Source organism: Burkholderia sp. AU31624 (assembly GCF_020420065.1).
Classification (GTDB): domain Bacteria; phylum Pseudomonadota; class Gammaproteobacteria; order Burkholderiales; family Burkholderiaceae; genus Burkholderia.
On record NZ_JAIZRT010000004.1, the window covers coordinates 617,482 to 644,090 of the forward strand.

Consider the following 26,609-nt stretch of genomic DNA (forward strand, 5'->3'; position numbering starts at 1 on the left):
ACCGGCAGACCCGAAGGTCTCCCCGCCCAGGCCCGCCCATTGAAGGCGTGCAAAGGCAGCGCAAATAGAAAAGCCGCGGGTCGAACGACGGCGCGGCTTCATTGCGCCTTGTACACGTCAGGTCGCCAAACCCGGCCGCTGTTGTCTCAGCGGCACATACAGGCTATCCCCGCCGGTTGGGAGGCGTCAAGAGGGAATTGAACCCATCTATTGAGCTCGACGGCGATGGCAGAAAAACAGCTTGCCCGATTCGATGAAGAGCTGCAGTTGCAGCGGCCACGCCACCGCGCACGTCGGTCGATACTGATGCGGCATCGGCGGCGACGCCCATCGCCCAGCCAATGGCATGAAATCCGCGGGAATCGCCTCGATGCCATCGAACATCGACGGCTGCGTTTCCTCGATACGTGACGCACGCGCCACTCGTCGATTGAGCGTCTCCGGCCCGATCGCCAGATAGGTCGCCGTGCGCACTGCGTCACCATCGAACCGCTCGAACGTGCGGAGGTATGCGATAGCCTCGGAGAATCGGTCGCCGATCGCACGCGCCGCCGCGGCGGCGTCCTCACGTATCTCGAGCGCAACGAGCGGCTCGTACTTTTCTGGGGCTGAAAGTCGCGCGCCGACAGCACTGGGCAGAAGGTCTCCATTGTCGTCGATATCGTCTCGGTCGATTCGTAACGCGAACCGCTCCTTCCGATTGACGAATTTCCCGAACTGGCGCTGCAGCCGGGCAACGATCATGTCGCGCAGATTTTCGTCATCCGGGTCAGGAGTTGCATCAGGATCCGCGTGGAGCTCGTCCACGATCAGCCAGGTTTCGCTCGTCAGGTCGTCAACGGAGTGATCCCCCTCCGAAGACCAGGCGATTCGCTCGAGCTGCTTGCGAATCAGGCTCGTGACGCGCTGGAAGAATGCGAAGGCCCTGTTCAACGGCCCTCCCAGTCGGCTAGGGACGCGTTACCCGTGCCTGTATCGGCAGCGCAGCAATTCCTCGGCAGCGATAGCCGGGCGCGGCGCCCGGTACTCGATCTGGAGTGCATCGCGCGATGCTAAATCATTCGTCTGAAAGATCAACGTGTCGTCACTACAAGATGAGTAGCAGTGCTTCTGACGATCGACGCGAATCCACGAGAAAACGAGTGGTGAAGCAGGGGTAGCGGAGATAGTTCGGGGGCAACTTTGGGGGCATCTTTTCTTTCGAAGCGCACCTCACCCTTTACTGTCGTGGCTTCCACGCCACAATTTGAGTGACGCCGCCCCACCATATTCCGCGCTCGCCGCACGAACCCCGCATGACGCAAGTCTGCGGGGTTTTTTGTTGCCGGCGAAACGCACTCGCCCTCTCCTTCCGAAAAAGCGCCCAGCCACGGGTGGGCCGGGCGGAATGCCACCGGACTTCCGGCGACAGGAGGTGACGGATAGCCTGCCGTGCCCGCGCACTCATCGATCGCGCCAGGCAGCGGCCCGCCCGGGTGCTGCGGCTCCAGGCGCGACGCGTCGTCGCACCCGGCATTCACGCACACCGGGCAATACACGGTTTAGCTGCCGCGATACAGCGATTTCATTTCTTCAGCGGTGGCCGGACGCACGCCCATCGCACGCGAACCCGATGCCGATGCGCCCTGTGCCTGTGCGCCGTAACCGCTGGCGTCGGCGCCTTGCGCTTGCGCCAGCGCAGCGCGCTGCTGCTCTGCAACACGCGCCGTGGCAGCCTGGATCGCTTCCGGGTAGTGCGGATCTTCACCGCGAGCGGAGTTGTAACCAGCCTGCTGCAGCTGGACCAGTTCGGCACGAACCTGCGCGCGGGTGATCGTCGAACCCGACTGGGCGAACGACACGACCGGGGCAACGAGAGCGGCAGCAACGACAACAGCTTGAACGAGCGATTTCATGATGACCTACCTCCAGATTTGTCTGTGTTCGCGGTGAACACCTTGTTCATCGCTGACAATCCGAAGTTTATGTAGGCGGATGCTTAAGAATAAGGCAGGTTTCTGGAAGACATCCTTCCTGATTTACGGGTTAACCCTAAATCACCGGCCGGGCCGGCAATGCACCTCCCCTTCATCGTCCGGCATCGAATCGCATGACGATTCGACGGAAAGCAAAAGCCCCGCCCGTCGAATCGGTGCTGCGGGCGGGCCCCTCGTTCGGACGCGCCCGTCAGCCAGGTTACCGGCTATCCATCGGACACTTCAGATTGCAGCCGTTGGGGTCCCCCAGGTCACCCTTGCGGCGCAAGGCCGACTTCTTGCCGCTCTGGTATTTCTGCGACGGCGCGGACGCTGCGAACGGCATCTGCGGATGCTCGTTCAGGCGAAACTGTTCGCTCAGGATACCGCCAGGCACACCGGGCGAATTCTGCGCGAGCGCAAACGGCGAAACAGCGGCCAGCAGCCCCGCGGTCAACACTGCCGCGGCGAGGGGAACGGAAAATTTCATGGCGGGATGACGCTTGAACGGCGTACTTGTTGGAACATTGGTCAAGCGGCAAGCGTAGCGTAAATCCCCTGCTGCTGCATCGCGGTTCGATTGCGTCCGCGTTACCGGGCATTGCCCGCCGGCACGCTCGCGCCGTCGCCGCCGGCCAGCCCCGACGCGATGCTCGTCAGCGTTCCACACGCAGCCGGATCGTAGCCGTCGAGATGCGCGACGCGCTCGACGAAGCGCGCATCGCGCAGCAGCGCCAGCACGCCGGCAAGCGGCCGCGCATCGAGCCGCGCGCGCTCACATGCGAAGTAATAGTCTTCGTCGACGACCGGGATGAAATCGAGCCCGAAATGATGGGCGGCCGGTTCGACGCCGAAGCCGAGATCGGCCATCCCGCTCGCGACGAACGCCGCGATCGCCGAATGCGTGAGCTCGGCCGATGCGTAGCCGTCGATGCGCTCGGGATCGATGCCGATCGCGCGCAGCGCGAGATCCAGCAACATGCGCGTGCCCGACCCCGGCTGGCGGTTGACGAAGCGGATGTCATTGCGCGCGAGATCCGCGAGCCCGCGAACCTGCTTCGGGTTGCCGCGCGGAATGAATAGCCCCTGCTGGCGCCGTGTCAGGTGGATCAGCACATGGCGCGTGTCGTCGAGCCACGGCCGGTAGATCTGCGCGCACTGCGCGCGAAACGCGCCGCGCGGCAGATGGAAGCCGGCCAGGTCGCACTCGCCGCGGGCAAGCGCCTGCACGGCCTCGACGCTCTCGCGATACTTGATGTCGACAGCCGCCTGCGCATCGACCAGCGCGGAGACGAGCGTCGCGACTGCGTAGCCGTGCGACGCATGGATACGCACGGCGCCGTCGCGCTGCGCGAGCCGCCGGTTCAGGTCGCTCGCCACTTCGGCGGCCAGCGCGCGCAGGTTCCCGTCGAGCCGGCTGCGCGCGAGGCGCTGCGCATCGACGACGGCCTGCCCGAGCGCCGACAGCGTCGAGCCCTTGCCGCGCGCGGTTTCGATCAGTTCCCCGCCGATGCACGCCTCGAGCGCGCGCAGCATGCCCCACGCGTGCCGATAAGACAGCCCTTTCGCTTGCGCGGCCTGCGCAATGCTGCCCGTGTCGGCCACGAGTTCGAGCAACGGCGCGACATCCGACAGGCTGGCCGCACGGCCTTCCGTGTCGCGCACGGTCAGATACGCGTCGCATTCGATGCGAATCAATTATGCACTCCGATTTCCTATTGCGACCGCCAAATCTTCCGCTTATCGTTGGTCAAAATCAATCTGAACGAAGTCGCGATGCGCACTATATGAACCTCGAGCGCATATGAGACTTTGGAGGAGCACAACCGATGTCCCCGAATTCCCAAGCGCCCGACGCGCTCGTCGAGCGCCATGCGCGCGCCGGCCGGTCGCTCGTGGCGATCCTGCACGCGATCCAGGACGACGCAGGTTACGTGCCGCCAGGCTGCGTCGCGCCGCTCGCCCGCGCACTCAACCTGTCTCGCGCGGAAGTGCACGGCGTCCTGACCTACTACCACCACTTCCGCACCGCGCCGCCCGCCCGCGTGACGATCCAGATGTGCCGCGCCGAAGCGTGCCGCAGCATGGGCTGCGAAGCGCTGGCCGCGCATGCGGAAGCCCGCACGGGTTGCCGGTTCGACACGGCGCACGGCGATGCCGCCGATGCGCATGCCCCCGGTGACGTCGCACTCGAATCGGTCTACTGCCTCGGACTGTGTGCGCAGTCGCCGTCGCTGACGGTCAATGGCGTGCTGCATGCCAAGGTCACGCCGGAGAAATTCGACGCGCTGCTTGCCGACGCCGTCACCCGCACCCCGGAGGCCGCATGACGACCCGCGTCTATGTCCCGCGCGATTCGTCCGCGCTGGCGCTCGGCGCCGACGCGCTCGCCGCCGCGATCGAGGCGGAAGCCGTACGCCGCGGCATCGCCATCGAACTGGTCCGCAACGGTTCGCGCGGGCTGCTGTGGCTCGAGCCGCTCGTCGAGGTCGGCACGGCCGCCGGCCGCGTCGGCTATGCGAACCTGTCGCCCGCCGACGTGCCGGCCCTGTTCGACGCAAACTGGCTCGAAGGCGGCACGCATCCGAGCGGCGTCGGCCTCGTCGACGCACTGCCCTATCTCGCGCGCCAGCAACGCCTCACGTTCGCCCGCATCGGCCTGACCGACCCGCTGTCGATCGACGACTACCTGCGATACGAAGGCCTCGCCGGCCTGAAGAACGCGCTCGCGCTCGACGGCGATGCCGCGTGCGAAACATTGATCGAATCGGGGCTGCGCGGCCGCGGAGGCGCAGCGTTCCCGGCCGGCATCAAGTGGCGCACGGTCCGGCAAGCACGCGCCACGCAGAAATACATCGTCTGCAATGCGGACGAAGGCGATTCGGGCACCTTCTCCGACCGCCTGCTCATGGAATGCGACCCGTACTGCCTGATCGAAGGGATGATCATCGCGGGCGTCGCGACCGGTGCGACGGTCGGCTACATCTACGTGCGCAGCGAATACCCGCACGCAATCGCCACGCTCGAAGCCGCGATCGTCCGCGCACGCGAAGCCGGCTGGCTCGGCGAGCACGTGCTCGGCTCCGCGCACGCGTTCGAGCTGCATGTCGCGAAAGGCGCGGGCTCGTACGTGTGCGGCGAGGAAACGGCGCTGCTCGAATCGCTCGAAGGCAAGCGCGGCGTCGTGCGCGCGAAACCGCCGCTGCCCGCGCTCGCCGGCCTGTACGGCCAGCCGACCGTCATCAACAACGTGATCACGCTCGCGACCGCGCCCGTGATCTTCGCGCGCGGCGCCGCGTTCTATCGCGATTACGGGATGGGCCGCTCGCGCGGCACGCTGCCGTTCCAGCTCGCCGGCAACATCCGCCACGGCGGCCTCGTCGAACTCGCGTTCGGGGTCACGCTGCGCGAGTTGCTGTTCGACTTCGGCGGCGGCACGGCCAGCGGCCGGCCCGCACGTGCCGCGCAGGTGGGCGGCCCGCTCGGCACCTACCTGCCCGACCAGCAGTGGGACGTGCCGCTCGACTACGAAGCGTATACGGCGATTGGCGCGGTGGTCGGCCACGGCGGCATCGTGCTGCACGACGACACGTCGAACCTCGCCGAGCTCGCCGAATACGCGATGAAGTTCTGTGCGATCGAGTCGTGCGGCAAGTGCACGCCGTGCCGGATCGGTTCGACGCGCGGCGTCGAGACCATCGCACGCATTCGCCACGGCGATACGTCGGAGCGGCAGGTCACGCTGCTGCGCGACCTGTGCGACACGATGCTGGCCGGTTCGCTGTGCGCCATGGGCGGCATGACACCCTACCCGGTGCTGTCCGCGCTCGACCATTTCCCCGAAGATTTCGGGCTCGCTGCCGGCAAACATGCCGCGTCGGGTCCGGTCAAGGCTGCGGCCTGACCCAGAAGGAGCCCTGCATGTCCCTCGACACGAACAACGTCCGCCAAGGCGGCTGCGGCTCAGGCCAATGCGCGTGCAAGCGCGCTGCGCAGGCGCGTGCCCTCGATCCGTTCGACGATACCGACTACGGCACGCCGCAACGGCATGCCGATACCGACGTCACGCTCGAAATCGACGGCCAGCCGGTCACGGTGCCGGCCGGCACGTCGGTGATGCGTGCGGCGATCGAAGCCGGCGTCAACGTCCCGAAGCTCTGCGCGACCGATTCGCTCGAACCGTTCGGCTCGTGCCGGCTGTGCCTCGTCGAAATCGAAGGCCGGCGCGGTTATCCGGCGTCGTGCACGACACCTGCGGAAGCGGGCATGAAGGTGCGCACGCAGTCGGACCGGCTGCAGTCGCTGCGTCGCAACGTGATGGAGCTGTACATCTCCGACCATCCGCTCGACTGCCTCACCTGCCCCGCCAACGGCGACTGCGAGCTGCAGGACATGGCCGGCGTCGTCGGGCTGCGCGAGGTGCGTTACGGCTTCGACGGTGCGAATCACCTGCGCGACAAGAAGGACGAATCGAATCCGTACTTCACGTACGACCCGTCGAAGTGCATCGTCTGCAACCGCTGCGTGCGCGCCTGCGAGGAAACGCAGGGCACGTTCGCGCTGACGATCGCCGCACGCGGCTTCGAATCGCGCGTCGCGGCCGGCGAAAGCGAATCGTTCATGGCGTCGGAATGCGTGTCGTGCGGCGCGTGCGTCGCCGCCTGCCCGACCGCCACGCTGCAGGAAAAATCGGTCGTGCAACTCGGGCAGGCCGAACACTCGGTCGTCACGACCTGCGCGTACTGCGGCGTCGGCTGCTCGTTCAAGGCCGAGATGAAAGGCACGCAGGTCGTGCGCATGACGCCGCACAAGAACGGCCTCGCGAACGAAGGTCACGCATGCGTGAAAGGACGCTTCGCGTGGGGCTATGCGACGCACAAGGATCGCATCACGAAGCCGATGATCCGCGAGAAGATCACCGACCCGTGGCGCGAAGTCAGCTGGGACGAAGCGCTCACCTACGCGGCAACGCAATTCCGTAAGCTGCAGGACAAGTACGGCCGCGATTCCATCGGCGGCATCACGTCGTCGCGCTGCACGAACGAGGAAACCTACCTCGTGCAGAAGCTGGTGCGCGCCGCGTTCGGCAACAACAACGTCGACACCTGCGCACGCGTGTGCCACTCGCCGACGGGCTATGGCCTCAAGACGACGCTCGGCGAATCGGCCGGCACGCAGACGTTCGCATCGGTCGGCCAGGCCGACGTGATCGTCGTGATGGGCGCGAACCCGACCGACGGCCATCCGGTGTTCGGCTCCCGGCTGAAGCGGCGCGTACGTGAAGGCGCGAAGCTGATCGTGATCGACCCGCGCCGCATCGACGTCGTCGACGGCCCGCATGTAAAGGCCACGCACCACCTGCAACTGCGCCCCGGCACCAACGTCGCGATCGTCAATGCGCTCGCGCACGTGATCGTCACCGAAGGGCTCGTCGCCGACGCATTTGTCGCCGAGCGCTGCGACACGCGCGCATTCGAGCAATGGCGCGAGTTCGTCTCGCGAGCCGACAACTCGCCCGAGGCGAGCGCCGACGTGACGGGCGTGCCGGCCGACCTGGTACGCGAAGCCGCGCGCCTCTATGCGACGGGCGGTAATGCCGCGATCTATTACGGCCTGGGCGTGACCGAACACGCGCAGGGCTCGACGACGGTGATGGGCATCGCGAACCTCGCGATGGCGACCGGCAACATCGGCCGCGAGGGCGTCGGCGTCAATCCGCTGCGCGGCCAGAACAACGTGCAGGGCTCATGCGACATGGGCTCGTTTCCGCACGAACTGCCCGGCTACCGACACATCGGCGACGAAGTCGTGCGCACGCAGTTCGAAGCGGCGTGGTCGGCGAAGCTGCAACCGGAACCGGGGCTGCGCATCCCGAACATGTTCGACGCGGCGCTCGACGGCAGCTTCAAGGGGCTTTACTGCCAGGGCGAGGACATCGTCCAGTCGGACCCGAATACGCAGCACGTCGCGGCCGCGCTGTCGGCAATGGAATGCATCGTCGTGCAGGACATCTTCCTGAACGAGACCGCGAAATACGCGCACGTGCTGCTGCCCGGCTCGTCGTTCCTCGAGAAGGACGGCACGTTCACGAACGCGGAGCGCCGCATCTCGCGCGTGCGCAAGGTGATGCCGCCGCTCGCGGGCTACGCGGACTGGGAAGTCACGCTGATGCTGTCGCGCGCGCTCGGCTACGAGATGGACTATGCGCATCCGTCGGAAATCATGGACGAGATCGCACGGCTCACGCCGACCTTCTCGGGTGTGTCGTACGCGAAGCTCGACACGCTCGGCAGCATTCAGTGGCCGTGCAACGAGCACGCGCCGGAAGGCACGCCGACGATGCACATCGACGCATTCGTGCGCGGCAAGGGCAAGTTCGTGATCACGCAGTTCATCGCGTCGCCGGAGAAGGTCACGCAACGCTATCCGCTGATCCTGACGACGGGCCGCATCCTGTCGCAGTACAACGTCGGCGCGCAGACGCGCCGCACCGAGAACGTGCGGTGGCACGAAGAGGATCGCCTCGAGATCCATCCGCACGACGCGCAGGATCGCGGTATCCGCAGCGGCGACTGGGTGGGCATCGAATCGCGTGCGGGGCAGACGGTGCTGCGCGCGCTCGTGACCGAACGCATGCAACCGGGTGTCGTTTATACGACGTTCCACTTCCCGGAATCGGGCGCGAACGTGATCACGACGGACAGCTCGGACTGGGCGACGAACTGCCCGGAGTACAAGGTGACGGCCGTGCAGGTGCTGCCCGTCGCGCAGCCGTCCGACTGGCAGCAAGCGTATGCGCGCTTCAACGCGGAGCAGCTCGACCTGCTCGAGCGCCGCGCCGCCGCGACCGCCGGCGTGACGACAGGCAAGTGAGGAAGCGATGGACAACGGACACCTGATCGACATGGCCAACCAGATCGGCGCATTCTTCGAATCGATGCCCGATCGGGACGAAGCGCTGACCGGCATCGCCGACCATATCCGGCGCTTCTGGGAACCGCGGATGCGTCGCGCATTGCTCGCGGCGCTCGACGATCCGTCGAGCGAGGCCGGGCAACGTGCGGCACCGATCGTGCGCGACGCGATCGCCGTTCACCGCGCGTCGCTCGTACCCGCCGCGGCGAGCGCCTGACGGCACCGCTACGCGGACCGCGACATGCCCGCGAACCAGCTTTCGCAATGGCGCAGCAGCGCGTTCGCGTCGGTCGCCGTGCGCCCGCGCACGGCGACGTAACCATCCGGCCGCAGCAGGTAAAACGACGGCCGCGAGCGGCCGTATTCCTGCGCGAGCCCGGCATCGCCGCCGTCGGCATCGGTGACGCGCCAGACGCGCACCGCATCCGGCATGATCCGGTCGAGCCCCTGCACGAGCGCCTGCGCGTCGGTCGGCATCGGCGGCACCGCGCCGGTGTCGGCATTCACCGGCTCTTCCAGCAGCAGCAACGTGAAGCTCGCCGGATCGTGCAGATCGTATAGCCGCGCCGTTCCGGGCGCCTGACCGAGCGGCCCGTCGAGCACCCGCACGCGCGCGTCGGGGGCCCGCTCGCCTGCGCGCGGCCCGCCATCGAGCACGCGCTCGAGCGTCAGCGGGCTCTTCCGGTACTGCACGCCGAGCTCGCTGACCGTGCGCCGCACCGCGTCGCGCATCGGCCCGAACGACGCCAGCACCGGCACGACGTGATCGCGCAGCAGCTTCATCGCGCCGCGCTCGGCTTCAACGATCTGCGTGACGAAACCGGTCTGCCGCAACACGTCGCGCTCGATCGGATGACGCTCCGCGTGATACGTGTCGAGCAACCGCTCAGGCGTGCCCGCGCCGAGCACGCGCGCGAGCTTCCAGCCGAGATTGAACGCTTCCTGGATGCCGGTGTTCATGCCCTGCGCGCCGGCCGGGCTGTGGACGTGCGCGGCGTCGCCCGCGAAGAACACGCGGCCGTGACGCAGCCGGTCGACCATCCGGCTGTGCAGATGAAAATACGCCGACCACGCGAGATCGCTCGGCGAGATCGACGCGCCGGCTCGGGCACGCACGATCGCGTCGCATTCCGCGAGCGACGGGGTCGGCGCATCGGGCGACGCGTCGCTGCCGGGCGGCCGGTCGGCCACGAGCCGGTAACGGCCGCCGCCCATCGGAAACAGGCCGGCGATGCCTTCGGATGTCGTGAACAGGTGGATCTCTTCGTCCGGCCAGTCGGGTATCGCCGCGAAATCGGCGAGCAGGAAGGTCTGCTCGAACGCATGCCCGGCGAAGCCCAGGCCGAGCAGATGCCGGACCGTGCTGTGCGCGCCGTCGGCGGCGATCAGGTACGACGGCGCGAATGATTCGTCGCGGCCGTCGGCGCAGCGGATCGACACGTCGAGCGACGCACCGCCCGCCTCGCACGCGGTCAGCGTCGCACCGCGCTCGACCGTCACGCCGAGCCGGGCCAGATGTTCGGCAAGCAGGCGCTCGGTGACGGTCTGGTCGAGAAACAGCAGGTACGGATAGCGCGTTTGCAACGGATCGAAATCGAGCCGCGCGATCACGCGGCCGTCGGCATGCAGCGCGGCCGCATGGGCACGATGACCGAGCGCGAGAAATGGTTCGACCGCGCGATGCTGCTCCAGCAGTTCGAGCGTGCGCGCCTGGATGCCGATCGCGCGCGAATACGGCGCGGCCGCGGCGAGCCGATCGATGATGCGCACCGGCACTCGGGCTCGCGCGAGGCTCATCGCCGCGGCAAGGCCGGTCGGCCCCGCACCGACGATCAGCACGGGCGGGATATCGGGCAGTGTGTCAGCCATGAGAACCTCGATGACACGCGATCCTGCAAGTCTACGCTGCTCCGCGTGACGGGGCCATATGCCGATCGGCCGACGCGCGGCACCGCCGCGCGGTGTGGGAAAATACCCGCTTTCCGTCAGTTTTCGCGTTATGGATTCCGCATTCGACCGGGCGTATGCCGCACACCGCGCGGGCCGCCTCGCCGAGGCCGAGCACGGCTATCGCAACGCGCTCGCCTCCAATCCCGCCGACGCCGACGCGCTGCATCTATTCGGCGTGCTGCGGCACCAGCAGGGCCAGCATGCCGAGGCAGCCGATCTCGTCGGCCGCGCCGTCGCGCTGCGGCCGGGCGATGCCGCGCTGCAGCTCAATCTCGGCAACGCGCTGAAGGCGCTCGGCCGGCTCGACGAAGCAGTCGACCGCTTTCGCAACGCGCTGACGCTCGCGCCCGAATTTCCGCTCGCGCACTACAACCTCGGCAACGCGTATGCGGCGCTGCAGCGCCACGACGATGCGATCGACGCATTCGGCCGCGCGCTGCGGCTCACGCCCGACGATGCCTCGATCCACAACAATCTCGGCAACGCGCTGAACGCGCTCGGCCGCCACGACGATGCGCTCGCCGCGTTCCATCGTGCGCTCGAGCTGCGGCCCGGGCATGCGGGCGCGCACAACAACCTCGCGATGGCGCTGAACGCGATGGGCCGTGCCGACGACGCAATCGCGCATTTCCAGGCCGCGATCGCCGCGCAGCCGCGCTTCGTCGCCGCCCATTTCAATCTCGGCAACACGTTCGATGCGGTCGGCCGACATGCGGAGGCGGCCGCCGCGTTCGAGGCCGCGCTCGCGCTGCATCCGTCGTTTCCGCTCGCGCTGTTCGGGCTCGCGAACGCCCTGAGCGCGCAGGCCCGCCACCGCGACGCGCTGCCCTACTACGAGCGTGCCGTCGGGCTCGATCCGTCGTTCAGCCTGGCCTGGCTGAATCTCGGCAACGCCCATCACGCGCTCGGTGCGCACGAGATGGCGCTGCGCGCTTTCGACCAGGCACTGCGCGTCGCGCCCGATCTCACGCTGGCACGGCTGCACCGCGCGGTCACGCTGCTGACGCTCGGCGACTTCACGCGCGGCCTGCCCGCCTACGAAGCGCGCCACGACACGCCCGGCGCGACGCCGCTCGGCACGCTGCCCCGCTGGCAAGGCGAGCCGATTGCGTCGCGCACGCTGCTGATCCGCGCGGAACAGGGCTTCGGCGACACGCTGCAGTTCGTCCGTTTCGTGCCGCTCGCCCGCGCACGCTGCGCGCGCGTCGTGCTCGAAGTCCAGCCGGAACTGGTTACGCTGCTGGCGCCGGCCGCGGCGCGCTGGCGCGTGACGCTCGTCGCGCTGGGCGCGGCAAAACCGCCTGCCGCGGATGTCGCGTGCACGCTGATGAGCCTGCCGTTCCTGCTCGGGCTTCAAACGAAGGAGGAGATCGTCGCGGGCGCGCGCTACCTCGACGCGCCCGACGGCGCCGGCCGGCGCTTTCGCGGCTCGCTCGGCGGGCAATCGAAGCGCAAGTTCGGCCTGGCATGGTCGGGGCGCCGGCAGGCGCAGGAAAACCGTTCGATGCCGTTCGACGCGCTCGCACCGCTGCTGGCGCTGCCGGACATCGACTGGATCGTGCTGCAGCCCGCACTCGACGACGACGAACGCGCGCGCGTCGACGCGCATCCGCGCGTGCATCGGCTCGACGGCCGGCTGAACGACTTTGCCGACACGGCCGCGCTGATCGATCGGCTCGACGGCGTCGTCACGATCGATACGGCGGTCGCGCACCTGGCCGGCGCGCTCGGCAAGCCGCTGTGGGTGATGCTGCCGTTCGCGCCCGACTGGCGCTGGTTCACCGGCGACGACTGCCCGTGGTATCCGCAGGCCAGACTCGCCCGCCAGCCCGCGCCGGGCGAATGGCACGACGTGGCGGCCGCGGTCGCCGGCATGCTGCGCGAAGCCTGAACGCAGACGAAAAAAGGGAGCGCGCCGCGCTCCCTTTTTCATTGCATGGTGTGCGGCCGGCGCCGCGCGTCATACCGCTGCCGGTCAGGCCGCCTTGTACTGGTTGCGCGCCTCGGTCGTGCGATACAGCACGAGTGTCGCGATCAGCCCGCAAATCGCGGCAACGCTCAGCCACAACCCCGGCGCCGCCTTGTTCCCGGTCTGATGAATCAGCAGCGTCGAGATCGCGGGCGTAAAGCCGCCGATCGTCGTCGCCAGGCTGTATGCAAGCGAGAAACCGGCCGTGCGCACGTCGGCCGGCATCACTTCGGTCAGCGCGACGACCATCGCCCCGTTGTACGACGCGTACAGGAACGACAGCCACAGCTCGACCGCGAGCAGCCGCAGGAACGACGGATCGCCGACGAGCCACAGCACGGCCGGGTAAGCCGTCAGCAGCGTCAGCACCGTGAACGCGATCAGCACCGGGCGGCGACCGACGCGGTCGGACAACGCACCGGACAGCGGCAGCCACACGAGATTGGAGATCCCCACGCAGACGGTCACGACGAGTGCATCGAGCGACGACAGGTGCAGCACTTCCTTGCCGAACGTCGGCGTATAGGCGGTGATCATGTAGAACGACACCGTCGTCATGATCACCATCCCCATGCCCGCCACCACGACGCCCCAGTTGTCGAGCATCGAACGCATGATCTCGCCCATCGTCGGACGATGACGCTTCGCGAGGAACTCGTCGGTCTCCTTCAGCGAACGACGGATCAGGAACAGGAACGGCACGATCAGGCAGCCGATCAGGAACGGAATGCGCCAGCCCCACGCGGTCATCTCCTCGGCCGGCAGTGCGCGGTTCAGCAGCACGCCGACGAGCGCGGCGAACACGACGGCCACCTGCTGGCTGCCCGACTGCCACGACGTATAGAACCCCTTGTGCCCCTTCGTCGCGATCTCCGACAGGTAGACCGACACGCCGCCGAGTTCGACGCCGGCCGAGAAACCCTGCAGCAGCCGACCGAGCAATACGAGCACCGGCGCGAGCACGCCGATCGTCGCATAGCCGGGTATCGCGGCCACCGCGAGCGTGCCGATCGCCATCAGCCCGAGCGTCAGGATCAGCCCCTTGCGGCGGCCGTGATGGTCGATGTACGCGCCGAGCACGATTGCGCCGACCGGCCGCATCAGGAAGCCCGCGCCGAACACCGACAGCGACAGCATCAGCGACGCGAATGCATTGCCGCTCGGAAAGTAGGTTTTCGCGATGGCCGACGCGTAATAGCCGTAGACCATGAAGTCGTACATTTCCAGGAAGTTGCCGCTGACGACTCGGAACACGGTGCGGACTTTCGATTCCTGCGCGATGGCGTGTGACGCTGTGGACATGTTTTTCTCGCTCAGCTCGGATGGCGCGAATCCGCGCCGCATGGATCCGACGACGCACGCGGCGCCGGGCCGGCGCGCACGGGCATCGCTGCCCGCCGGCGGCGCACCGCGCAACGACGCGCGCACCGGCATGGTTCGCGCATCATGCCACGCCAACCCGACATTTGCCTTGTGTCGCCCCTGCCGGTGCGGCCGCGGCGTTCTCCTCGTACAAGTCGTCCCGAAACGGCAGCAAAAATCAGATTGATCTGATCGACCGGCCTTCGCTGGCTGACGACAATGTCTCGATTTGCGACGACATATCCGCGCCGCACCGGCACGGATGCCCGTGCCGCATGGCGCACCGCCCTCATGACTCCATCGTCCCTCGTCCCCGTTGCAGGCGCACTCGCCCGCCCCCGCGTCGCTCCGCTCGATCACGTGCCGTCGCTCGGCCGCGACTGGACCTTTCGCGGCGCCCCCGGTGCGCGGCCCGGCAAGCACTGCCTCGCGACACTGACGACATCCTGCATCGACGTGGACCGACCGCACCGCGCATGCCAATGGCAGCCGCTGCCGATCACGGCGGCGGCACCGACGCGTGCCGGGTCGCCGGTTGCACGGCCTGCCACTGCGGCCCCGTGCTCCCGCCATATCGCCGGCGGCTTTCGCGACCGGCGTGCGAAGTACGCGATCTGCTGGAGTATCGGCGCGCTCGGCATCATCGGCTGGCTGATTGCCGCATATGAACCGATTGCAGGGTTCGGGCCTCCCTACGCGATTCATGCGGCCGGTGGCGTACGGGATCACGCTACGTCGTCGTCCGGTGCCGTGCGGGTCGCTGCGGGTCAACCGAGTACGTCGACGAGCGCGCCATCGCAGCGCAAGATGGGCGCGCCCGTCGCGACAACGGCCGCATCACCGCCGGCCACGCACCAGGTCGCGCGTCCTCCAGCATCGCTTCGTCCAAAGGCAACCTCCAGCGTACCGCCGACCGCCACTGCCGCGTCGCCTCGTTGGAGCGGCAAGCGCATGGCGACGGCGCCGGTCCGAACACCGACCGTGGTGCGAATGGCCACGCTGCCGCCGACCCGCGGCAGCACGGTCGACACCCGCACCCGCGACCGGCTCGCCGCATTGCCGCGTGCAACTGACGACATGCGCGACACGCTCGACGATCCGCTCACGCTGATCGCGATGGCGAGCGCGCTGCGCGCTACCGAGCCTGTCCCTGCAACGCACGCGCCCGCCACCGGCGTGGACTGGACGGCACAGCTGTCCCACCGCCGCCTGACCGATACGCCGGGCGCATTCTCGCGCTGACGGCCCGGCCATAAAAAAACCCGGCGAAGCTTGCTTCGCCGGGTTTTGCTCGTCTCTGCGTCCGTCGGACGATGCGTTACTTGTGCGCGGGCAGCCCCGTCTCGTTCTGCTTCTCGAGCTGTCGCACCTGCTCCTGCAGATCGCGCAGCTGCATCTGTGCAGCCCGCTTCTCGACCTGCAGCGCCTGCGCCTGCTCCTGCGCCGAGCGCTGCCGCTGCGCGACTTCAGCCTGCTGGCTGCGCGCCACGCTCAGGTCGGCCTGCAACTGCTGCGCACGATTCGCCTGCAACGCAATCACGCGCTCGAGAAACGCCTTCTGCGCGTCCAGCTCGGTACGGCGGATCTCGATATCGGCGAGTTGTACGGTTTGTTGAACGAAGTTCGCGTAGACCATCTCCGCGCGGGTCTTTTCCTGCGACCGGATCACGCGCCACAGATGCTTGTCCTGGAACAGCGCGACGTAGTACGTCATCTCGCGCGGGTCGAACATCAGGCTCGCGCCGTAGCTGCCGTTGTACGTCGTGCGCATCTCGACGATCCGGCCGTCGTGCAGCATCTGCGTCAACTCCGCGACGTTGCCTTGTGCGGCGGCATCCGTCGCAGCCGTGGCGGATGCCGCCGTGTCGCCGCGCAGGCTCGTGACCGCCGGACGCGTACCGGCGGCGGGCGCCGTCGCGTCGGCGGACCAGGCCACGCCCGCTTGCGCGCAGGCAACCAGCGCAACGATCCACGTGGCGCATCGTGCAGGGGAAAAATTTCGGAAAGCCAACGTCAGACTCCGGCAAACGAATCGGAACTCGCGATTATCGTTCAAAACGAAACGGCCGCATCTCGAATTTGTCGGGATGCGGCCGGCCGTCGTACGACGCGAAGCATACGGCTTGCTACAGGCGGGTTTCGCGCGCCGCGCGCAGGAATGCATCGAGCAGCGGCGTGCAGTCGAGCAGCTCCGACCCGCCGGCACGATGGAACTCGGGGTGCCACTGCACGCCGACGACGAACGGCGAACGGCGATGGCGAATGCCTTCGATGATCCCGTCGCCGGCCGACACGGCCTCGATATTCAGATCGCGGCCGAGATCGCGGATCGCCTGATGGTGGATCGAGTTGACGATCGCTTCGCTGCGTCCCGGGAACATGCTCGCGAGCGTCGACGAATCCGGGAAGCGGATCGCGTGACGATGCTGGTCGTAATGCTCGCTCACGTGCGCATTCGCGGTCGGCACGTCGGTGGCGATGTCCTGGTACAGCGAGCCACCGAACGCGACGTTGATCAGCTGGCAGCCGCGGCACACGCCGAGCACGGGTTTGCCGGACTCGACGAACTCGTGCAGCAGCTCGAGCTCGTACATGTCGCGCACGCGATCGCCCGGCCATTCGGGGCGGGCGTCGGACGCGGCATAGGTTTGCGGCGATACGTCTGCACCGCCCTGCAGCAGCAGGCCGTCGAGATGCTTCGCGTAGTCGCGCAGGCGGATGTTGCTCGGATGAATCATGCCCTGATGGCCGACGGTCGGAATCATGAACACGAGCACGTCGCGCGACATCACCCAGTGCGCGATCGATTCCTCGAGGTACTGGAGCGTCTTGCCTCGCAGCCCCTTCGCCCCCGGTTCCGGATGGAAGATCCGCGCCGACACGCCGATGCGCAGCGTGCGCTGCGTGATGCGCTGGCCGGCACGGTCGAACAGCCGGCGGGCGCGGGCGGCCACGATCCGGCCGAATACCGACCACGGCGTGTCGCTCTGCTTCAGATAGGCCGGCGGCGCATTCTGCGCGCTCGCGGGCGGCGGGCGCGGCGTGTCGAAATCAGGCTGCGCGCCGAAACCGGGTGGCGGCGTGCCAGCCTTCGGCGGCGCGACGGCGGCGGCGCCATTGATGGCGGCGCCGGTCGCCCCGGGCGCGCCCGGCTCGGACGCAGCCGTAACCGGTGACGCGCCGTCGGCAGCGACGTTGCGCGCGGCGGCCTGGGCGGCCGGCGCATCGGGCGCTTTCGCCGGATCGGTACGGGGTGAATCGGAAGAAACGGAGGAGGTGCCGGGCAGACCGGCCGGGGAAGGCGTGTTTTCGCTCATGACGATGGTCTGGTACGTCGCTCACGCGTATGGATAAACGAAGATTCATTATGCTTCAGCGCACGATCGAGCGGCAAACCTGCAACATCCTGTCGATATTGTTGCAAGTCGACGGCAAACTGCGTCGGGGGAGCGCCCCGCCCGCGGGCCGGCCAGGCGGATGCGGCACCGCCCATACTGGACATCAGTGATATATCACAATAATATCCACGCATCGTCCACGCTTCCCGACCGCCTGCGCCATGATCGCGCCCCGTCCGGCCGCCGCGCCGCACCCTGCATGAATGCCCTCGCCGACGTCACCCACGAGCACCCGGCCGCACCGACGGCCAGCCTCGCCGACCGCGCGTATGCGCTGATCCAGCACGACATCATCACGATGCGCCTGAAGCCCGGCGCCGCCCTCAACGAAGCCGACCTCGTCGCCCGCACCGGCATCGGCCGCACGCCGGTGCACCAGGCCGTGCATCGGCTCGTGCTCGAAGGGCTGCTGTCCGTGATGCCGCGCAAGGGATTGATGGTGCGGCCGCTGTCGCTCGACGACATCGTCGCGGTGATCGACGTGCGGCGCATCAACGAAGCGCACTGCGCGGAACTCGCCGCGCGCCATGCAACGCCCGACGATCTCGCGCGCCTCGCCGCGCTGCTCGACGACGGGCAGGCCTGTGTCGACACGCACGACGTCGAAGGCATGATGGAACTCGACCGCGCCTTCCACCAGGCGATCGCCGCGGCCGCGCGCAATGCCGTCCTCGCCGACATCCTGCGCGGGCTGCATGAGCGCTCGCTGCGCTTCTGGTTCGTCACGCTGTCCGAACCTCACCATCTCGTCGACGTCCAGCGCGAGCATCGCGAGCTGTTCGATCGGCTGTCCGCGCGTGACGCCGCCGGCGCACGCGCGGCCGTTGAAAGTCATATCGATTCGTTCCGCTCCACGCTTCTTCAACATCTTCGCCCCTGAGCCGCCCATGACCACTTTCACGCCCTTCCCCCCGCTCGCCCAGCTCGCCGCCGACCTCGCCGCCGGCCGGACCACGAGCCGCGCGCTCGTCGACACCGCGCTCGACCGGATCGCCGATCCGTCGGGCCAGGGCGCAGTCGTCTTCACCGAAGTCGATGCCGACAACGCGCGCGCAGCCGCCGACGCGCACGACCGGCTGCGCGCCGCGGGGACCGTGCTGTCGCCGCTCGCGGGCATCCCGGTGTCGGTCAAGGACCTGTTCGACGTCGCGGGTCAGGTGACGCGCGCCGGTTCGCGCGTGCTCGACGGCGCGCCGGCCGCGCGCACCGACGCGGTCGCGGTCGCGCGGCTCAAGCGCGCAGGTGCGGTGCTGGTCGGCCGCACCAACATGAGCGAGTTCGCGTTCTCGGGGCTCGGGCTGAACCCGCACTTCGGCCATCCGCGCTCGCCGTACCACCGTGACGTGCCGGGCGACGCGCGGATTTCCGGCGGTTCGTCGTCCGGCGCGGCCGCGTCCGTCGCCGACGGGATGGCCGCCGTCGCGCTCGGCACCGACACGGGCGGCTCGATCCGCATTCCGGCCGCGCTGTGCGGGCTGACCGGCTTCAAGCCGACCGCGAGCCGGATCCCGACGCACGGCGGCGTGCCGCTGTCGACGACGCTCGACTCGTTCGGCCCGATCGGCCTGACGGTCGCCTGCTGCGCGCTCGTCGACCGGATGCTCGCGGGCCTCGAACCGCACGTGCCGGCCGCCCGGCCGCTCGAAGGCGTGCGGCTCGGCGTGCTGACGAACTACGTGACGGACGGCGTCGATGCCGACGTCGCGGCCGCGCTCGACGCCGCGCTCAAGCATCTCGAAGCCGCCGGCGCGATCGTCACGGAAGTGCGCTTCCCCGCGCTCGACCGGCTGCCGGACGTCAACCGCTTCGGCTTCTCGCCGATCGAGGCCTACGCGTGGCATCGCCCGCTGCTCGCCAAGCACAGCGACCAGTACGACCCGCGCGTGCTCACGCGGATCCTGAAGGGCGAACCCGCGAGCGCGGCCGACTATCTCGACCTGCTCGCCGCGCGCACGGCGATGCTCGACGAAGCTGCGCACACGGTCTGGTCGCGCTTCGATGCGCTCGTCGCGCCGACGGTGCCGGTCGTGCCGCCGCGTATCGCCGACCTCGAAGCGGATGACGATGCCTTCACGCGCACCAACGCGCTGATCCTGCGCAACCCGAGCGCGTTCAACTTCCTCGACGCCTGCGCGTTGTCGCTGCCCTGCCATCCGCGCGACGCGGCGCCGGTCGGCCTGATGCTCGCGGCCGCGCCGCACCGCGACGACGCGCTGCTCGCGATCGGCCAGGCGGTCGAGGCCGTGCTGAACACGATCCGCTAAGCGCCGCCAACCGGGCGCCGACGGGCAGGACGCGCGGTGCGGCAGGTTGCCGCACGCGCGCTGTCAGTTTCGTGCCAGACCGTTCGCGCTAAAATCGCGAGATTGTTTTCCGGACCGACCACGAGGAACCCCGCCGACATGAACGACTACACGCTCGCCATCCGCCGCGAACGCCGCCTGCTAATGCTGCTCGGATGGGTGTGCATCGCCCTGCTGGCCGGTGCGCTCTACCTGCAGTACGTGAAGAACGAAGATCCGTGCCCGCTGTGCATCATCCAGCGATACTTCTTCTGCGCGATCGGGATCTTCGCGTTCCTGGCCGCCGGGATCCGCAACTGGCGCGGGGTCTGGGTGCTCGAGCTGCTGATCGCGATCGCCGCGGCCGGCGGTGTCGGCACGGCCGCCCGGCATCTGTCGATCCAGATGAATCCGGGCTTCAGCTGCGGCTTCGACACGCTGCAGCCGATCGTCGACAGCCTGCCGCCCGCGCAGTGGTTCCCCGGCATGTTCAAGGTCGCCGGGCTGTGCGAGACGGTCTACCCGCCGATCTTCGGCATCCTGCTGCCCGGCTGGGCGCTGATCGCCTTCGCCGTGATCCTGGTCGCGGTCGCCGCGAGCCTCTGGCGCCATCGCCGCAAGCTCGTGGCCTGACCGGCCGGTTTCGCAACGGCCTGCGCGTGGCCCGTTCGCCCGGGCCGCACACGACCGCCGGCCCGTGACCGCCCGGCTCCGGAGCGCCCGCCGGCCCAGCCCGGCGAGCCGCATCCGGCCCGTCAAGCGTAAACACCTACCCCGCCGCCGCCCGGGTCTCCGGGCGAACGCGCATCGCGCGAGTTCCGCGCCCAGCCCCGCCACGCCTGCGTTTCGGCCCGATGTGCACGCATCGGCGCCCCGATCCCGCGCGGCGGGCCTATGATCGACATGATCGCCTCCTGATAGCCCGGATCACCGCCCCGCGATGTTCCCGTCGCCTCGCGGTGCTATCTTCGTGACTGGATGGCGATCTACGTGCGCGAGGCCAGGCGGTCTCACCACCCCTGCGTAACGCGCGCCCGATCCGCAATGTCGACTGGATTCATCATGACAACGCAAACCATCCGCATCCGTCACCCTCATGGCGTCCGCGCATCCGGCGGGGCCGTCCGCGCGCGCCGTTCGCGCGCTGCCGCCGCACTGCATCGGCCGTGCGGCCGGCCCGCCTCGCTCCCGTCCGTCATCGTTGCCGCCACGCCCGCCAGCCCGCGCCGCATGTCGTGCCGCGTCGTCCCGAACGGAGCCTGCTGATGGAAGCCTGGCTCGGCGATCTGCAGCAACTGCTCGCGCACGGCGAAGCGGCCGTGCTCGTGACGGTCGCGCACACCGACGGCTCCGCGCCGCGCGAAGCCGGCACCAAGATGCTCGTCACGCGCGACACGGCCCGCCATACGATCGGTGGCGGTCATCTGGAATGGAAGGCGATCGAGATCGCGCGGCATCTGCTGAAGGATGGCGCGCACGTGCCGCACGCGCGCCGGCTCGAACGGCTCGCGCTCGGCCCGAGTCTCGGCCAGTGCTGCGGCGGCGCCGTGGTGCTCGCGTTCGAGCGGCTCGACGTGGGCGATCTCGGCTGGATCATGTCGCTCGCGAAGCGTGTCGCGGCCGGCGTCGCGACCGTGCGTAGCGTATCATTCGGCCCCTCGCCGGGCGCGCCGCTGTTGAGCGAGCCCGAATCGGAAGCCGCGCGTGCCGACTGCCTGCTGTGGGAAACCGGCGGCGTGTCGCTGATGACCGAAACGATCGCGCCGTATGCGTTCCCCGTCGTGCTGTTCGGCGCCGGGCACATCGGCACCGCGCTCGTGAAGGTGCTGGCGACGCTGCCGTGCCACGTGCGCTGGATCGACGGGCCCGATGCGGTGTTCCCGCCGGCCGACGCGCTCGCCGGCATCGGCAACCTCGCGATCGAAGCGGCCGCTGCCCCGGCCGACGCGGTCGACGCCGCACCGCCGCAGTCCTACTTCGTCGTGATGACGCACGACCACGCACTCGATTTCGTGCTGGCCGAGCGCATTCTGCGACGTGGCGACTATGCGTATTTCGGGATGACCGGCTCGCACGCGAAGCGCGCGCAGTTCGATCATCGCCTTGCAGCCATCGGCATCGACCCGGCCCAGGTCGCGCGGATGCACTGCCCGATCGGTGTCGAAGGCATCATCGACAAGGCGCCCGAGGTGATCGCGATCTCGGTGGCTGCGCAATTGCTGCAGGCCGTCGAGGCAAACGCGAATGCGAACGCGTCCACGCAGGCTTCCCCTACCTACTGACCGACCAAGAACGACGCCATGACCCCGACATTCAAGGACAAGATTGCCCGCGCGCCGAAAGCGGAGCTGCACATCCACATCGAAGGCTCGCTGGAGCCCGAACTGATTTTCGCGCTCGCGCAGCGCAACGGCGTGAAGCTCGCGTACGACTCGATCGACGCGCTGCGCGCCGCGTACGCGTTCACCGACCTGCAGTCGTTCCTCGACATCTATTACGCCGGCGCGAGCGTGCTGCTGACCGAGCAGGATTTCTACGACATGACGGCCGCGTACTGCGAACGCGCGCTCGCCGACAACGTCGTCCACACCGAGCTGTTCTTCGATCCGCAAACGCACACCGAGCGCGGCGTGCCGATCGAGACGGTGGTCGCGGGCATCGAGCGGGCACTCGCCGATGCCGAGCAACGCGGGCTGTCGAGCAAGCTGATCCTGTGCTTCCTGCGCCACCTGCCCGAAGAGGACGCGCTCGCGACGTTCGAATCCGCGCTGCCGCTGTTCGAGCGCTATCGCCATCGCCTGATCGGCGTCGGCCTCGACTCGTCCGAGCTCGGCCATCCGCCGACGAAATTCGCACGCGTGTTCGAGAAGGCGCGCGCGCTCGGGCTGAAGCTCGTCGCGCACGCTGGCGAGGAAGGCCCGCCGGCATACATCTACGAAGCGCTCGACGTGCTGAAGGTCGACCGGATCGACCACGGCGTGCGCAGCATCGAGGACCCGGCACTCGTCGAGCGCCTCGCGAAATCGCGCACGGCGCTCACCGTCTGCCCGCTGTCGAACATGAAGCTGTGCGTGTTCGACGACATGGCGAAGCACACGCTGAAGGCGCTGCTGGATCGCGGCGTCGCGGTGACGATCAACTCCGACGATCCGGCCTATTTCGGCGGCTACGTCAATGAAAACTACTTCGCGACGGCCGAAGGGCTGCAACTCACGGATGCCGAAGTCCATGCGGTGATCCGCAACGGCTTCGAGGCGTCGTTCATCGAACCGGCGCAGCGCGACGCACTGTACGCGCGCCTCGACGCGTACTGGCAGGCCGCGTGACGGCCGGCATCGAGGAACGCTGACAGATGAAACACGGCAACGGCATCCGCTTCGCGACCACCGGCCCGGCCTTGCGCCGGGACGACCGCGTGCGTGAGTGCGCGGCGACGGCGCTGTTCGTCGTCGCGCGCGCGTGCCTGCCGTCGCGATTTGCCGTTTCGCTCGCCACCGCATCGGCCGTGAGCGCAACGGCTGCGAGGCCCGCCGGCAACCACTCGCTGGCGGCTTCGGCCGCCACGTTCGCCCGCGCAATCGCATCCGCCGTGCCGCACGCAGCGTGCCGCACCCGCTCGCTAGGCACCGCCTTGCCGTCGTGCGGCGTCGCCCGTTTTCCTCTGTTCGCCTTACCTTGATGCAGGACCATTCGTCATGACGCAAACCGCTTTCCGTTCCCAGCTGCTGACCTTCAACGGCGACCCGGCCCAATCGAGCCAGGCCGCGAATTACGAGACCGACGGCCTCCTGATCGTCGACGACGGCAAGGTCGTCGCGGCCGGCCCGTACGCGCAACTCGCCGCGACGCTCGCGCGCGACGCGATCGTCCATGACCTGCGCGACAAGCTGATCGTGCCCGGCTTCATCGACACGCACATCCACTATCCGCAGACGGACATGATCGCGTCGCCGGCGCCGGGCCTGCTGCCGTGGCTGGACAAGTACACGTTCCCCACCGAGCGCCAGTTCGGCGATCCCGAGCATGCGCGCGAAGTCGCCGACTTCTTCGTCGATGAACTGCTCGCGTGCGGCACGACGAGCGCGCTCGTCTACTGCACGGTGCACAAGCAGTCGGCCGATGCACTGTTCGCGGCGAGCGACGCGCGTGACCTGCGGATGATCGCGGGCAAGGTGCTGATGGACCGCAACTGCCCCGAATTCCTGCGCGATACCGCGCAATCGGGTTATGACGACAGTGCCGAGCTGATCGACCGCTGGCACGGCAAGGGCCGCCAGATGTACGCGCTCACGCCGCGCTTCGCGCCGACGTCGACCGAGGCGCAGCTCGAGGCGTGCAGCGAACTCGCGCGCCGCCATCCGGACGTGTTCGTGCAGAGCCACGTCGCGGAAAACGTCGATGAAGTGAAATGGGTGGCCGAGCTGTTCCCCGGCCATCGCAGCTATCTCGACATCTACGACCGCTACGGGCTGCTGCGCCCGCGCGCGGTGTACGGCCACTGTATCCATCTCGACGACGAGGACCGCCGCCGGATGGCCGAGACACGCACCGTCGTCGCGCACTGCCCGACGTCGAACTTCTTCCTCGGCAGCGGGCTGTTCGATTTCGACAAGGCCGGCGAATACGACGTGCCGGTCACGCTCGCGACCGACGTCGGCGGCGGCACGTCGTTCTCGATGCTGCAGACGATGAACGAAGCGCACAAGGTCGCGCGGCTGTCGGGCCACCACCTGACCGCGACGCGGATGTTCTGGCTCGCAACGGCCGGCGCCGCGCAGGCACTCGACCTCGCCGATACGGTCGGCACGCTCGCCCCGCGCACCGAGGCCGACTTCGTCGTGCTCGATCCGCAGGCCACGCCGCTGCTCGCGCGCCGCACGAAGCACGCGGATTCGCTCGAGGAACTGCTGTTCGCGTTCGCGCTGCTCGGCGACGACCGTGCGGTGTACCGCACCTATGCCGCCGGCCAACTCGTCCACGAGCGCGGCGCGGCACGCCGCCCTGCCGCGTAACGACCTGCCGGGGTTCGCCCCGGCACGCGCGGGCCTCCACCGCTACGCGTGCCGGGCCGCCAAGATTGCCGTAGGCCGATCCCGCCCCGACGCCGGGCGCAGCGCCCGCCAACCGCTTTCCCGTGCGCAACGCACCGTGCTAGAATTCGCCGCTCATTGGGGAGTAGCCGCTCCGCTCGATGTCCCGCGCTCCCGGCGCGCATCGTGACGGAGGCGTCCGTCAACAGACTTGGCCGTACGGCCATGGCGGACGCAGCCACCTAGGCCTGGCGAGACCGATGGTTCACAGCGCGCCGCATCAGGGCCCGGCGCGCGGTGGATCGTCGCTCGCACGCACAACATCGGCCCGTGGAACCCCATCCGTGTCCCAAGCCTTCCTGATCTCCACCGGCGCCGTCGCCCTCGCTGAAATCGGCGACAAGACCCAACTGCTTTCCCTCGTACTGGCCGCGCGCTATCGCAAGCCGGTGCCGATCATCCTCGGCGTGCTCGTCGCGACGCTCGTGAACCACGGTTTCGCCGGCGCGCTCGGCGAGTGGCTCGGCGTGCTCGTCACGCCGTCGATCATGCGCTGGGCGCTCGCGTTCTCGTTCATCGCGATGGGGTTGTGGATCCTCGTGCCGGACAAGCTCGATGCCGACGAAGCCAATGCCAACCGCTCGCGGCTCGGCGTGTTCGGTGCGACCCTCGTCGCATTCTTCCTCGCGGAAATGGGCGACAAGACGCAGATCGCGACCGTCGCGCTGGCCGCGCGCTTCCAGGACTACCTCGGCGTCGTGGCCGGCACGACGTTCGGGATGATGCTCGCGAACGTGCCCGCGATCCTGCTCGGCGACCGCTTCGCGCACCGCCTGCCGACGAAGCTCGTGCACGCGATCGCGGCCGTGCTGTTCGTCGTGCTCGGCGCGCTGGCGCTGCTGGGTATCGGGGTCTGACTATCGGGGTCTGACGGAAGGGCATGGCCGGCGCGGCCGGACGGCCGCGCCGAGCGGGATCCCGCGTTATTTCGCGGCGGCGGCACCCGACGCGGGCGCGGCCGGCACCACGCGTTCGTTGGCAGCCGGCGCCGCCGGGCAGCCGCGCTTGTCGACCGGCAGCCGGACCGAGCGAACCGCGCCGTTGGACAGCGGGAAGTCGGCGAGCGCGCTGCGCGCGAGGAACGGCATCGCGTACAGCAGCGTGCCGTTGTCGCCGGTCGTGCGCGCGGACACGTTGTACACCTCCTTGCCCGTCGCGCGCTCAGTGATGCGGATGCCGAGCGTGTAGTCGAACACCTGGTACGTCTGCGCGACGTAGCCGGCCGGCATCGGCCCCCAGGGACCCCACGGGCCCCACGGCCCGCGCCGCCAGTACGGCCCGGGCGCGAACCACGGATCGTAATAGACCGGCTGCGGGACCGTCACGAGATCGCTGCCGACCGCATAGGTCAACCCGACGAGGTACCGCGCCTGCGCCTGCGGCACCTGCCGGAATGCATACGTCGACAGCTCGTTCGCGACGATCGGCTCGTAAGTCGACTGCTCGATGCTGTTCTTCTGCGCCTCGGTGCGCGTGAACGCATAGGTGCGTGTCGCGTCGCTGCCGCTCCAGTCGGAGAGGGCCGTGACCTGGGTCGTCACGTAGCTGGTGCAGCCGGTCAGCAGCGCCACGCACAGCACCGCCGCCCAGCCCGCACCGCGTTGAATCCATTCGCGTTTCATGTTGATCCTCTTCGATCCGTCACCCGTTCGTCGCACCGCGCGAACCGTAATGGGATGCCGATAATA

General features: G+C 68.4%; 23 protein-coding genes and 1 riboswitch. Of the genes, 14 read left to right on the plus strand and 9 right to left on the minus strand.

Annotated features, from left to right (window positions below; all coding sequences use genetic code 11):
• Nucleotides 1-207: 207 nt before the first annotated feature.
• From LGM89_RS17985 to LGM89_RS18000, 4 genes are all read right to left on the minus strand, one after another.
• The gene (locus LGM89_RS17985; RefSeq protein WP_226273555.1) at nt 208-933 is read right to left on the minus strand and encodes a hypothetical protein; all 726 of its coding nucleotides are present in this window, start codon (nt 931-933) and stop codon (nt 208-210) included.
• 608 nt (nt 934-1,541) lie between these two features.
• The gene (locus tag LGM89_RS17990; protein ID WP_069247423.1) at nt 1,542-1,895 is read right to left on the minus strand and encodes a DUF4148 domain-containing protein; all 354 of its coding nucleotides are present in this window, start codon (nt 1,893-1,895) and stop codon (nt 1,542-1,544) included.
• A 280-nt stretch (nt 1,896-2,175) separates the two neighbouring features.
• Nucleotides 2,176-2,445: a hypothetical protein gene (locus LGM89_RS17995; RefSeq protein WP_089494314.1), complete on the minus strand. Its 270-nt coding sequence runs from the start codon at nt 2,443-2,445 to the stop codon at nt 2,176-2,178.
• 101 nt (nt 2,446-2,546) lie between these two features.
• The gene (locus tag LGM89_RS18000) at nt 2,547-3,653 is read right to left on the minus strand and encodes a substrate-binding domain-containing protein (protein WP_226273556.1); all 1,107 of its coding nucleotides are present in this window, start codon (nt 3,651-3,653) and stop codon (nt 2,547-2,549) included.
• A 131-nt stretch (nt 3,654-3,784) separates the two neighbouring features.
• Here LGM89_RS18000 and LGM89_RS18005 point away from each other — a divergent pair, with 131 nt between their 5' ends.
• Genes LGM89_RS18005 through LGM89_RS18020 form a run of 4 tightly spaced genes read left to right on the plus strand, consistent with a single transcriptional unit; the run spans nt 3,785 to nt 9,087 of the window.
• Nucleotides 3,785-4,285, plus strand: a complete 501-nt coding sequence (locus LGM89_RS18005; RefSeq protein ID WP_089494313.1) for an NAD(P)H-dependent oxidoreductase subunit E — start codon at nt 3,785-3,787, stop codon at nt 4,283-4,285.
• A complete protein-coding gene (locus LGM89_RS18010; RefSeq protein WP_089494312.1) occupies nt 4,282-5,859 on the plus strand; it encodes a formate dehydrogenase beta subunit in 1,578 nt (525 codons plus the stop codon). Before LGM89_RS18005 ends, LGM89_RS18010 begins: the two co-directional genes overlap by 4 nt.
• A 17-nt stretch (nt 5,860-5,876) precedes the next feature.
• Nucleotides 5,877-8,828, plus strand: coding sequence for a formate dehydrogenase subunit alpha (gene fdhF / locus LGM89_RS18015; RefSeq protein ID WP_089494311.1), 2,952 nt, complete (start codon nt 5,877-5,879; stop codon nt 8,826-8,828).
• A 7-nt stretch (nt 8,829-8,835) separates the two neighbouring features.
• Nucleotides 8,836-9,087 carry a formate dehydrogenase subunit delta gene (locus LGM89_RS18020; protein ID WP_047850534.1) on the plus strand — a complete coding sequence of 84 codons (252 nt, stop codon included), beginning with the start codon at nt 8,836-8,838 and terminating at the stop codon, nt 9,085-9,087.
• An 8-nt stretch (nt 9,088-9,095) separates the two neighbouring features.
• Here LGM89_RS18020 and LGM89_RS18025 read toward each other — a convergent pair whose 3' ends face one another.
• A complete protein-coding gene (locus tag LGM89_RS18025; protein WP_226273557.1) occupies nt 9,096-10,739 on the minus strand; it encodes an FAD-dependent monooxygenase in 1,644 nt (547 codons plus the stop codon).
• A gap of 130 nt (nt 10,740-10,869) precedes the next feature.
• Between LGM89_RS18025 and LGM89_RS18030 the strand changes: the two genes are divergently transcribed.
• Entirely contained in the window at nt 10,870-12,711 is a 1,842-nt protein-coding gene (locus tag LGM89_RS18030; protein WP_413227472.1) for a tetratricopeptide repeat protein, read from the plus strand.
• Nucleotides 12,712-12,795: 84 nt separating this feature from the next.
• Here LGM89_RS18030 and LGM89_RS18035 read toward each other — a convergent pair whose 3' ends face one another.
• Nucleotides 12,796-14,091 carry an MFS transporter gene (locus tag LGM89_RS18035; protein ID WP_089495251.1) on the minus strand — a complete coding sequence of 432 codons (1,296 nt, stop codon included), beginning with the start codon at nt 14,089-14,091 and terminating at the stop codon, nt 12,796-12,798.
• A 420-nt stretch (nt 14,092-14,511) separates the two neighbouring features.
• Here LGM89_RS18035 and LGM89_RS18040 point away from each other — a divergent pair, with 420 nt between their 5' ends.
• Nucleotides 14,512-15,393, plus strand: coding sequence for a hypothetical protein (locus LGM89_RS18040; RefSeq protein ID WP_319001504.1), 882 nt, complete (start codon nt 14,512-14,514; stop codon nt 15,391-15,393).
• 76 nt (nt 15,394-15,469) lie between these two features.
• Here the strand turns inward: LGM89_RS18040 and LGM89_RS18045 are convergent, their stop codons facing one another.
• Both LGM89_RS18045 and LGM89_RS18050 read right to left on the minus strand, forming a co-directional pair.
• Nucleotides 15,470-16,162 carry a DUF2968 domain-containing protein gene (locus LGM89_RS18045; RefSeq protein WP_226273560.1) on the minus strand — a complete coding sequence of 231 codons (693 nt, stop codon included), beginning with the start codon at nt 16,160-16,162 and terminating at the stop codon, nt 15,470-15,472.
• 115 nt (nt 16,163-16,277) lie between these two features.
• Complete coding sequence (locus LGM89_RS18050; protein ID WP_226273561.1) at nt 16,278-17,468, minus strand: gamma-glutamyl-gamma-aminobutyrate hydrolase family protein; 1,191 nt, start codon at nt 17,466-17,468, stop codon at nt 16,278-16,280.
• Between the two features lie 280 nt (nt 17,469-17,748).
• Here LGM89_RS18050 and LGM89_RS18055 point away from each other — a divergent pair, with 280 nt between their 5' ends.
• The 8 genes from LGM89_RS18055 (at nt 17,749) to LGM89_RS18090 (ending at nt 25,778) form a co-directional block, all read left to right on the plus strand.
• Entirely contained in the window at nt 17,749-18,429 is a 681-nt protein-coding gene (locus tag LGM89_RS18055; protein ID WP_089494305.1) for a GntR family transcriptional regulator, read from the plus strand.
• Nucleotides 18,430-18,436: 7 nt separating this feature from the next.
• Nucleotides 18,437-19,813, plus strand: coding sequence for an amidase (locus LGM89_RS18060; protein WP_226204608.1), 1,377 nt, complete (start codon nt 18,437-18,439; stop codon nt 19,811-19,813).
• Nucleotides 19,814-19,951: 138 nt separating this feature from the next.
• Nucleotides 19,952-20,464: a disulfide bond formation protein B gene (locus LGM89_RS18065; RefSeq protein ID WP_089424765.1), complete on the plus strand. Its 513-nt coding sequence runs from the start codon at nt 19,952-19,954 to the stop codon at nt 20,462-20,464.
• Between the two features lie 632 nt (nt 20,465-21,096).
• Nucleotides 21,097-22,113, plus strand: a complete 1,017-nt coding sequence (gene xdhC / locus LGM89_RS18070) for a xanthine dehydrogenase accessory protein XdhC (protein WP_226273562.1) — start codon at nt 21,097-21,099, stop codon at nt 22,111-22,113.
• An 18-nt stretch (nt 22,114-22,131) separates the two neighbouring features.
• Nucleotides 22,132-23,157 (plus strand): adenosine deaminase, encoded by a 1,026-nt coding sequence (locus tag LGM89_RS18075; RefSeq protein WP_226273563.1) that lies wholly within the window; start codon nt 22,132-22,134, stop codon nt 23,155-23,157.
• Nucleotides 23,158-23,183: 26 nt separating this feature from the next.
• The gene (locus LGM89_RS18080; RefSeq protein ID WP_226273564.1) at nt 23,184-23,510 is read left to right on the plus strand and encodes a hypothetical protein; all 327 of its coding nucleotides are present in this window, start codon (nt 23,184-23,186) and stop codon (nt 23,508-23,510) included.
• Between the two features lie 16 nt (nt 23,511-23,526).
• Nucleotides 23,527-24,843: a guanine deaminase gene (gene guaD, locus LGM89_RS18085; protein ID WP_226204600.1), complete on the plus strand. Its 1,317-nt coding sequence runs from the start codon at nt 23,527-23,529 to the stop codon at nt 24,841-24,843.
• A 146-nt stretch (nt 24,844-24,989) separates the two neighbouring features.
• Nucleotides 24,990-25,127, plus strand: a riboswitch (yybP-ykoY riboswitch).
• A gap of 78 nt (nt 25,128-25,205) precedes the next feature.
• Nucleotides 25,206-25,778, plus strand: coding sequence for a TMEM165/GDT1 family protein (locus LGM89_RS18090; RefSeq protein WP_089494301.1), 573 nt, complete (start codon nt 25,206-25,208; stop codon nt 25,776-25,778).
• 66 nt (nt 25,779-25,844) lie between these two features.
• Here LGM89_RS18090 and LGM89_RS18095 read toward each other — a convergent pair whose 3' ends face one another.
• A complete protein-coding gene (locus tag LGM89_RS18095; RefSeq protein WP_226273565.1) occupies nt 25,845-26,543 on the minus strand; it encodes a DUF4136 domain-containing protein in 699 nt (232 codons plus the stop codon).
• Nucleotides 26,544-26,609 lie beyond the last annotated feature (66 nt).

Coding starts and splice junctions, on each gene's coding strand:
- LGM89_RS18025 (WP_226273557.1), bottom strand. CDS start 10,739: ATGGCTGACACACTGCCCGATATCCCGCCCGTGCTGATCGTCGGTGCG.
- LGM89_RS18020 (WP_047850534.1), top strand. CDS start 8,836: ATGGACAACGGACACCTGATCGACATGGCCAACCAGATCGGCGCATTC.
- LGM89_RS18050 (WP_226273561.1), bottom strand. CDS start 17,468: ATGAGCGAAAACACGCCTTCCCCGGCCGGTCTGCCCGGCACCTCCTCC.
- LGM89_RS18095 (WP_226273565.1), bottom strand. CDS start 26,543: ATGAAACGCGAATGGATTCAACGCGGTGCGGGCTGGGCGGCGGTGCTG.
- LGM89_RS18005 (WP_089494313.1), top strand. CDS start 3,785: ATGTCCCCGAATTCCCAAGCGCCCGACGCGCTCGTCGAGCGCCATGCG.
- LGM89_RS17990 (WP_069247423.1), bottom strand. CDS start 1,895: ATGAAATCGCTCGTTCAAGCTGTTGTCGTTGCTGCCGCTCTCGTTGCC.
- fdhF (WP_089494311.1), top strand. CDS start 5,877: ATGTCCCTCGACACGAACAACGTCCGCCAAGGCGGCTGCGGCTCAGGC.
- LGM89_RS18030 (WP_413227472.1), top strand. CDS start 10,870: ATGGATTCCGCATTCGACCGGGCGTATGCCGCACACCGCGCGGGCCGC.
- LGM89_RS18060 (WP_226204608.1), top strand. CDS start 18,437: ATGACCACTTTCACGCCCTTCCCCCCGCTCGCCCAGCTCGCCGCCGAC.
- xdhC (WP_226273562.1), top strand. CDS start 21,097: ATGGAAGCCTGGCTCGGCGATCTGCAGCAACTGCTCGCGCACGGCGAA.
- LGM89_RS17995 (WP_089494314.1), bottom strand. CDS start 2,445: ATGAAATTTTCCGTTCCCCTCGCCGCGGCAGTGTTGACCGCGGGGCTG.
- LGM89_RS18010 (WP_089494312.1), top strand. CDS start 4,282: ATGACGACCCGCGTCTATGTCCCGCGCGATTCGTCCGCGCTGGCGCTC.
- LGM89_RS18075 (WP_226273563.1), top strand. CDS start 22,132: ATGACCCCGACATTCAAGGACAAGATTGCCCGCGCGCCGAAAGCGGAG.
- LGM89_RS18055 (WP_089494305.1), top strand. CDS start 17,749: ATGAATGCCCTCGCCGACGTCACCCACGAGCACCCGGCCGCACCGACG.
- LGM89_RS18065 (WP_089424765.1), top strand. CDS start 19,952: ATGAACGACTACACGCTCGCCATCCGCCGCGAACGCCGCCTGCTAATG.
- guaD (WP_226204600.1), top strand. CDS start 23,527: ATGACGCAAACCGCTTTCCGTTCCCAGCTGCTGACCTTCAACGGCGAC.
- LGM89_RS18080 (WP_226273564.1), top strand. CDS start 23,184: ATGAAACACGGCAACGGCATCCGCTTCGCGACCACCGGCCCGGCCTTG.
- LGM89_RS18035 (WP_089495251.1), bottom strand. CDS start 14,091: ATGTCCACAGCGTCACACGCCATCGCGCAGGAATCGAAAGTCCGCACC.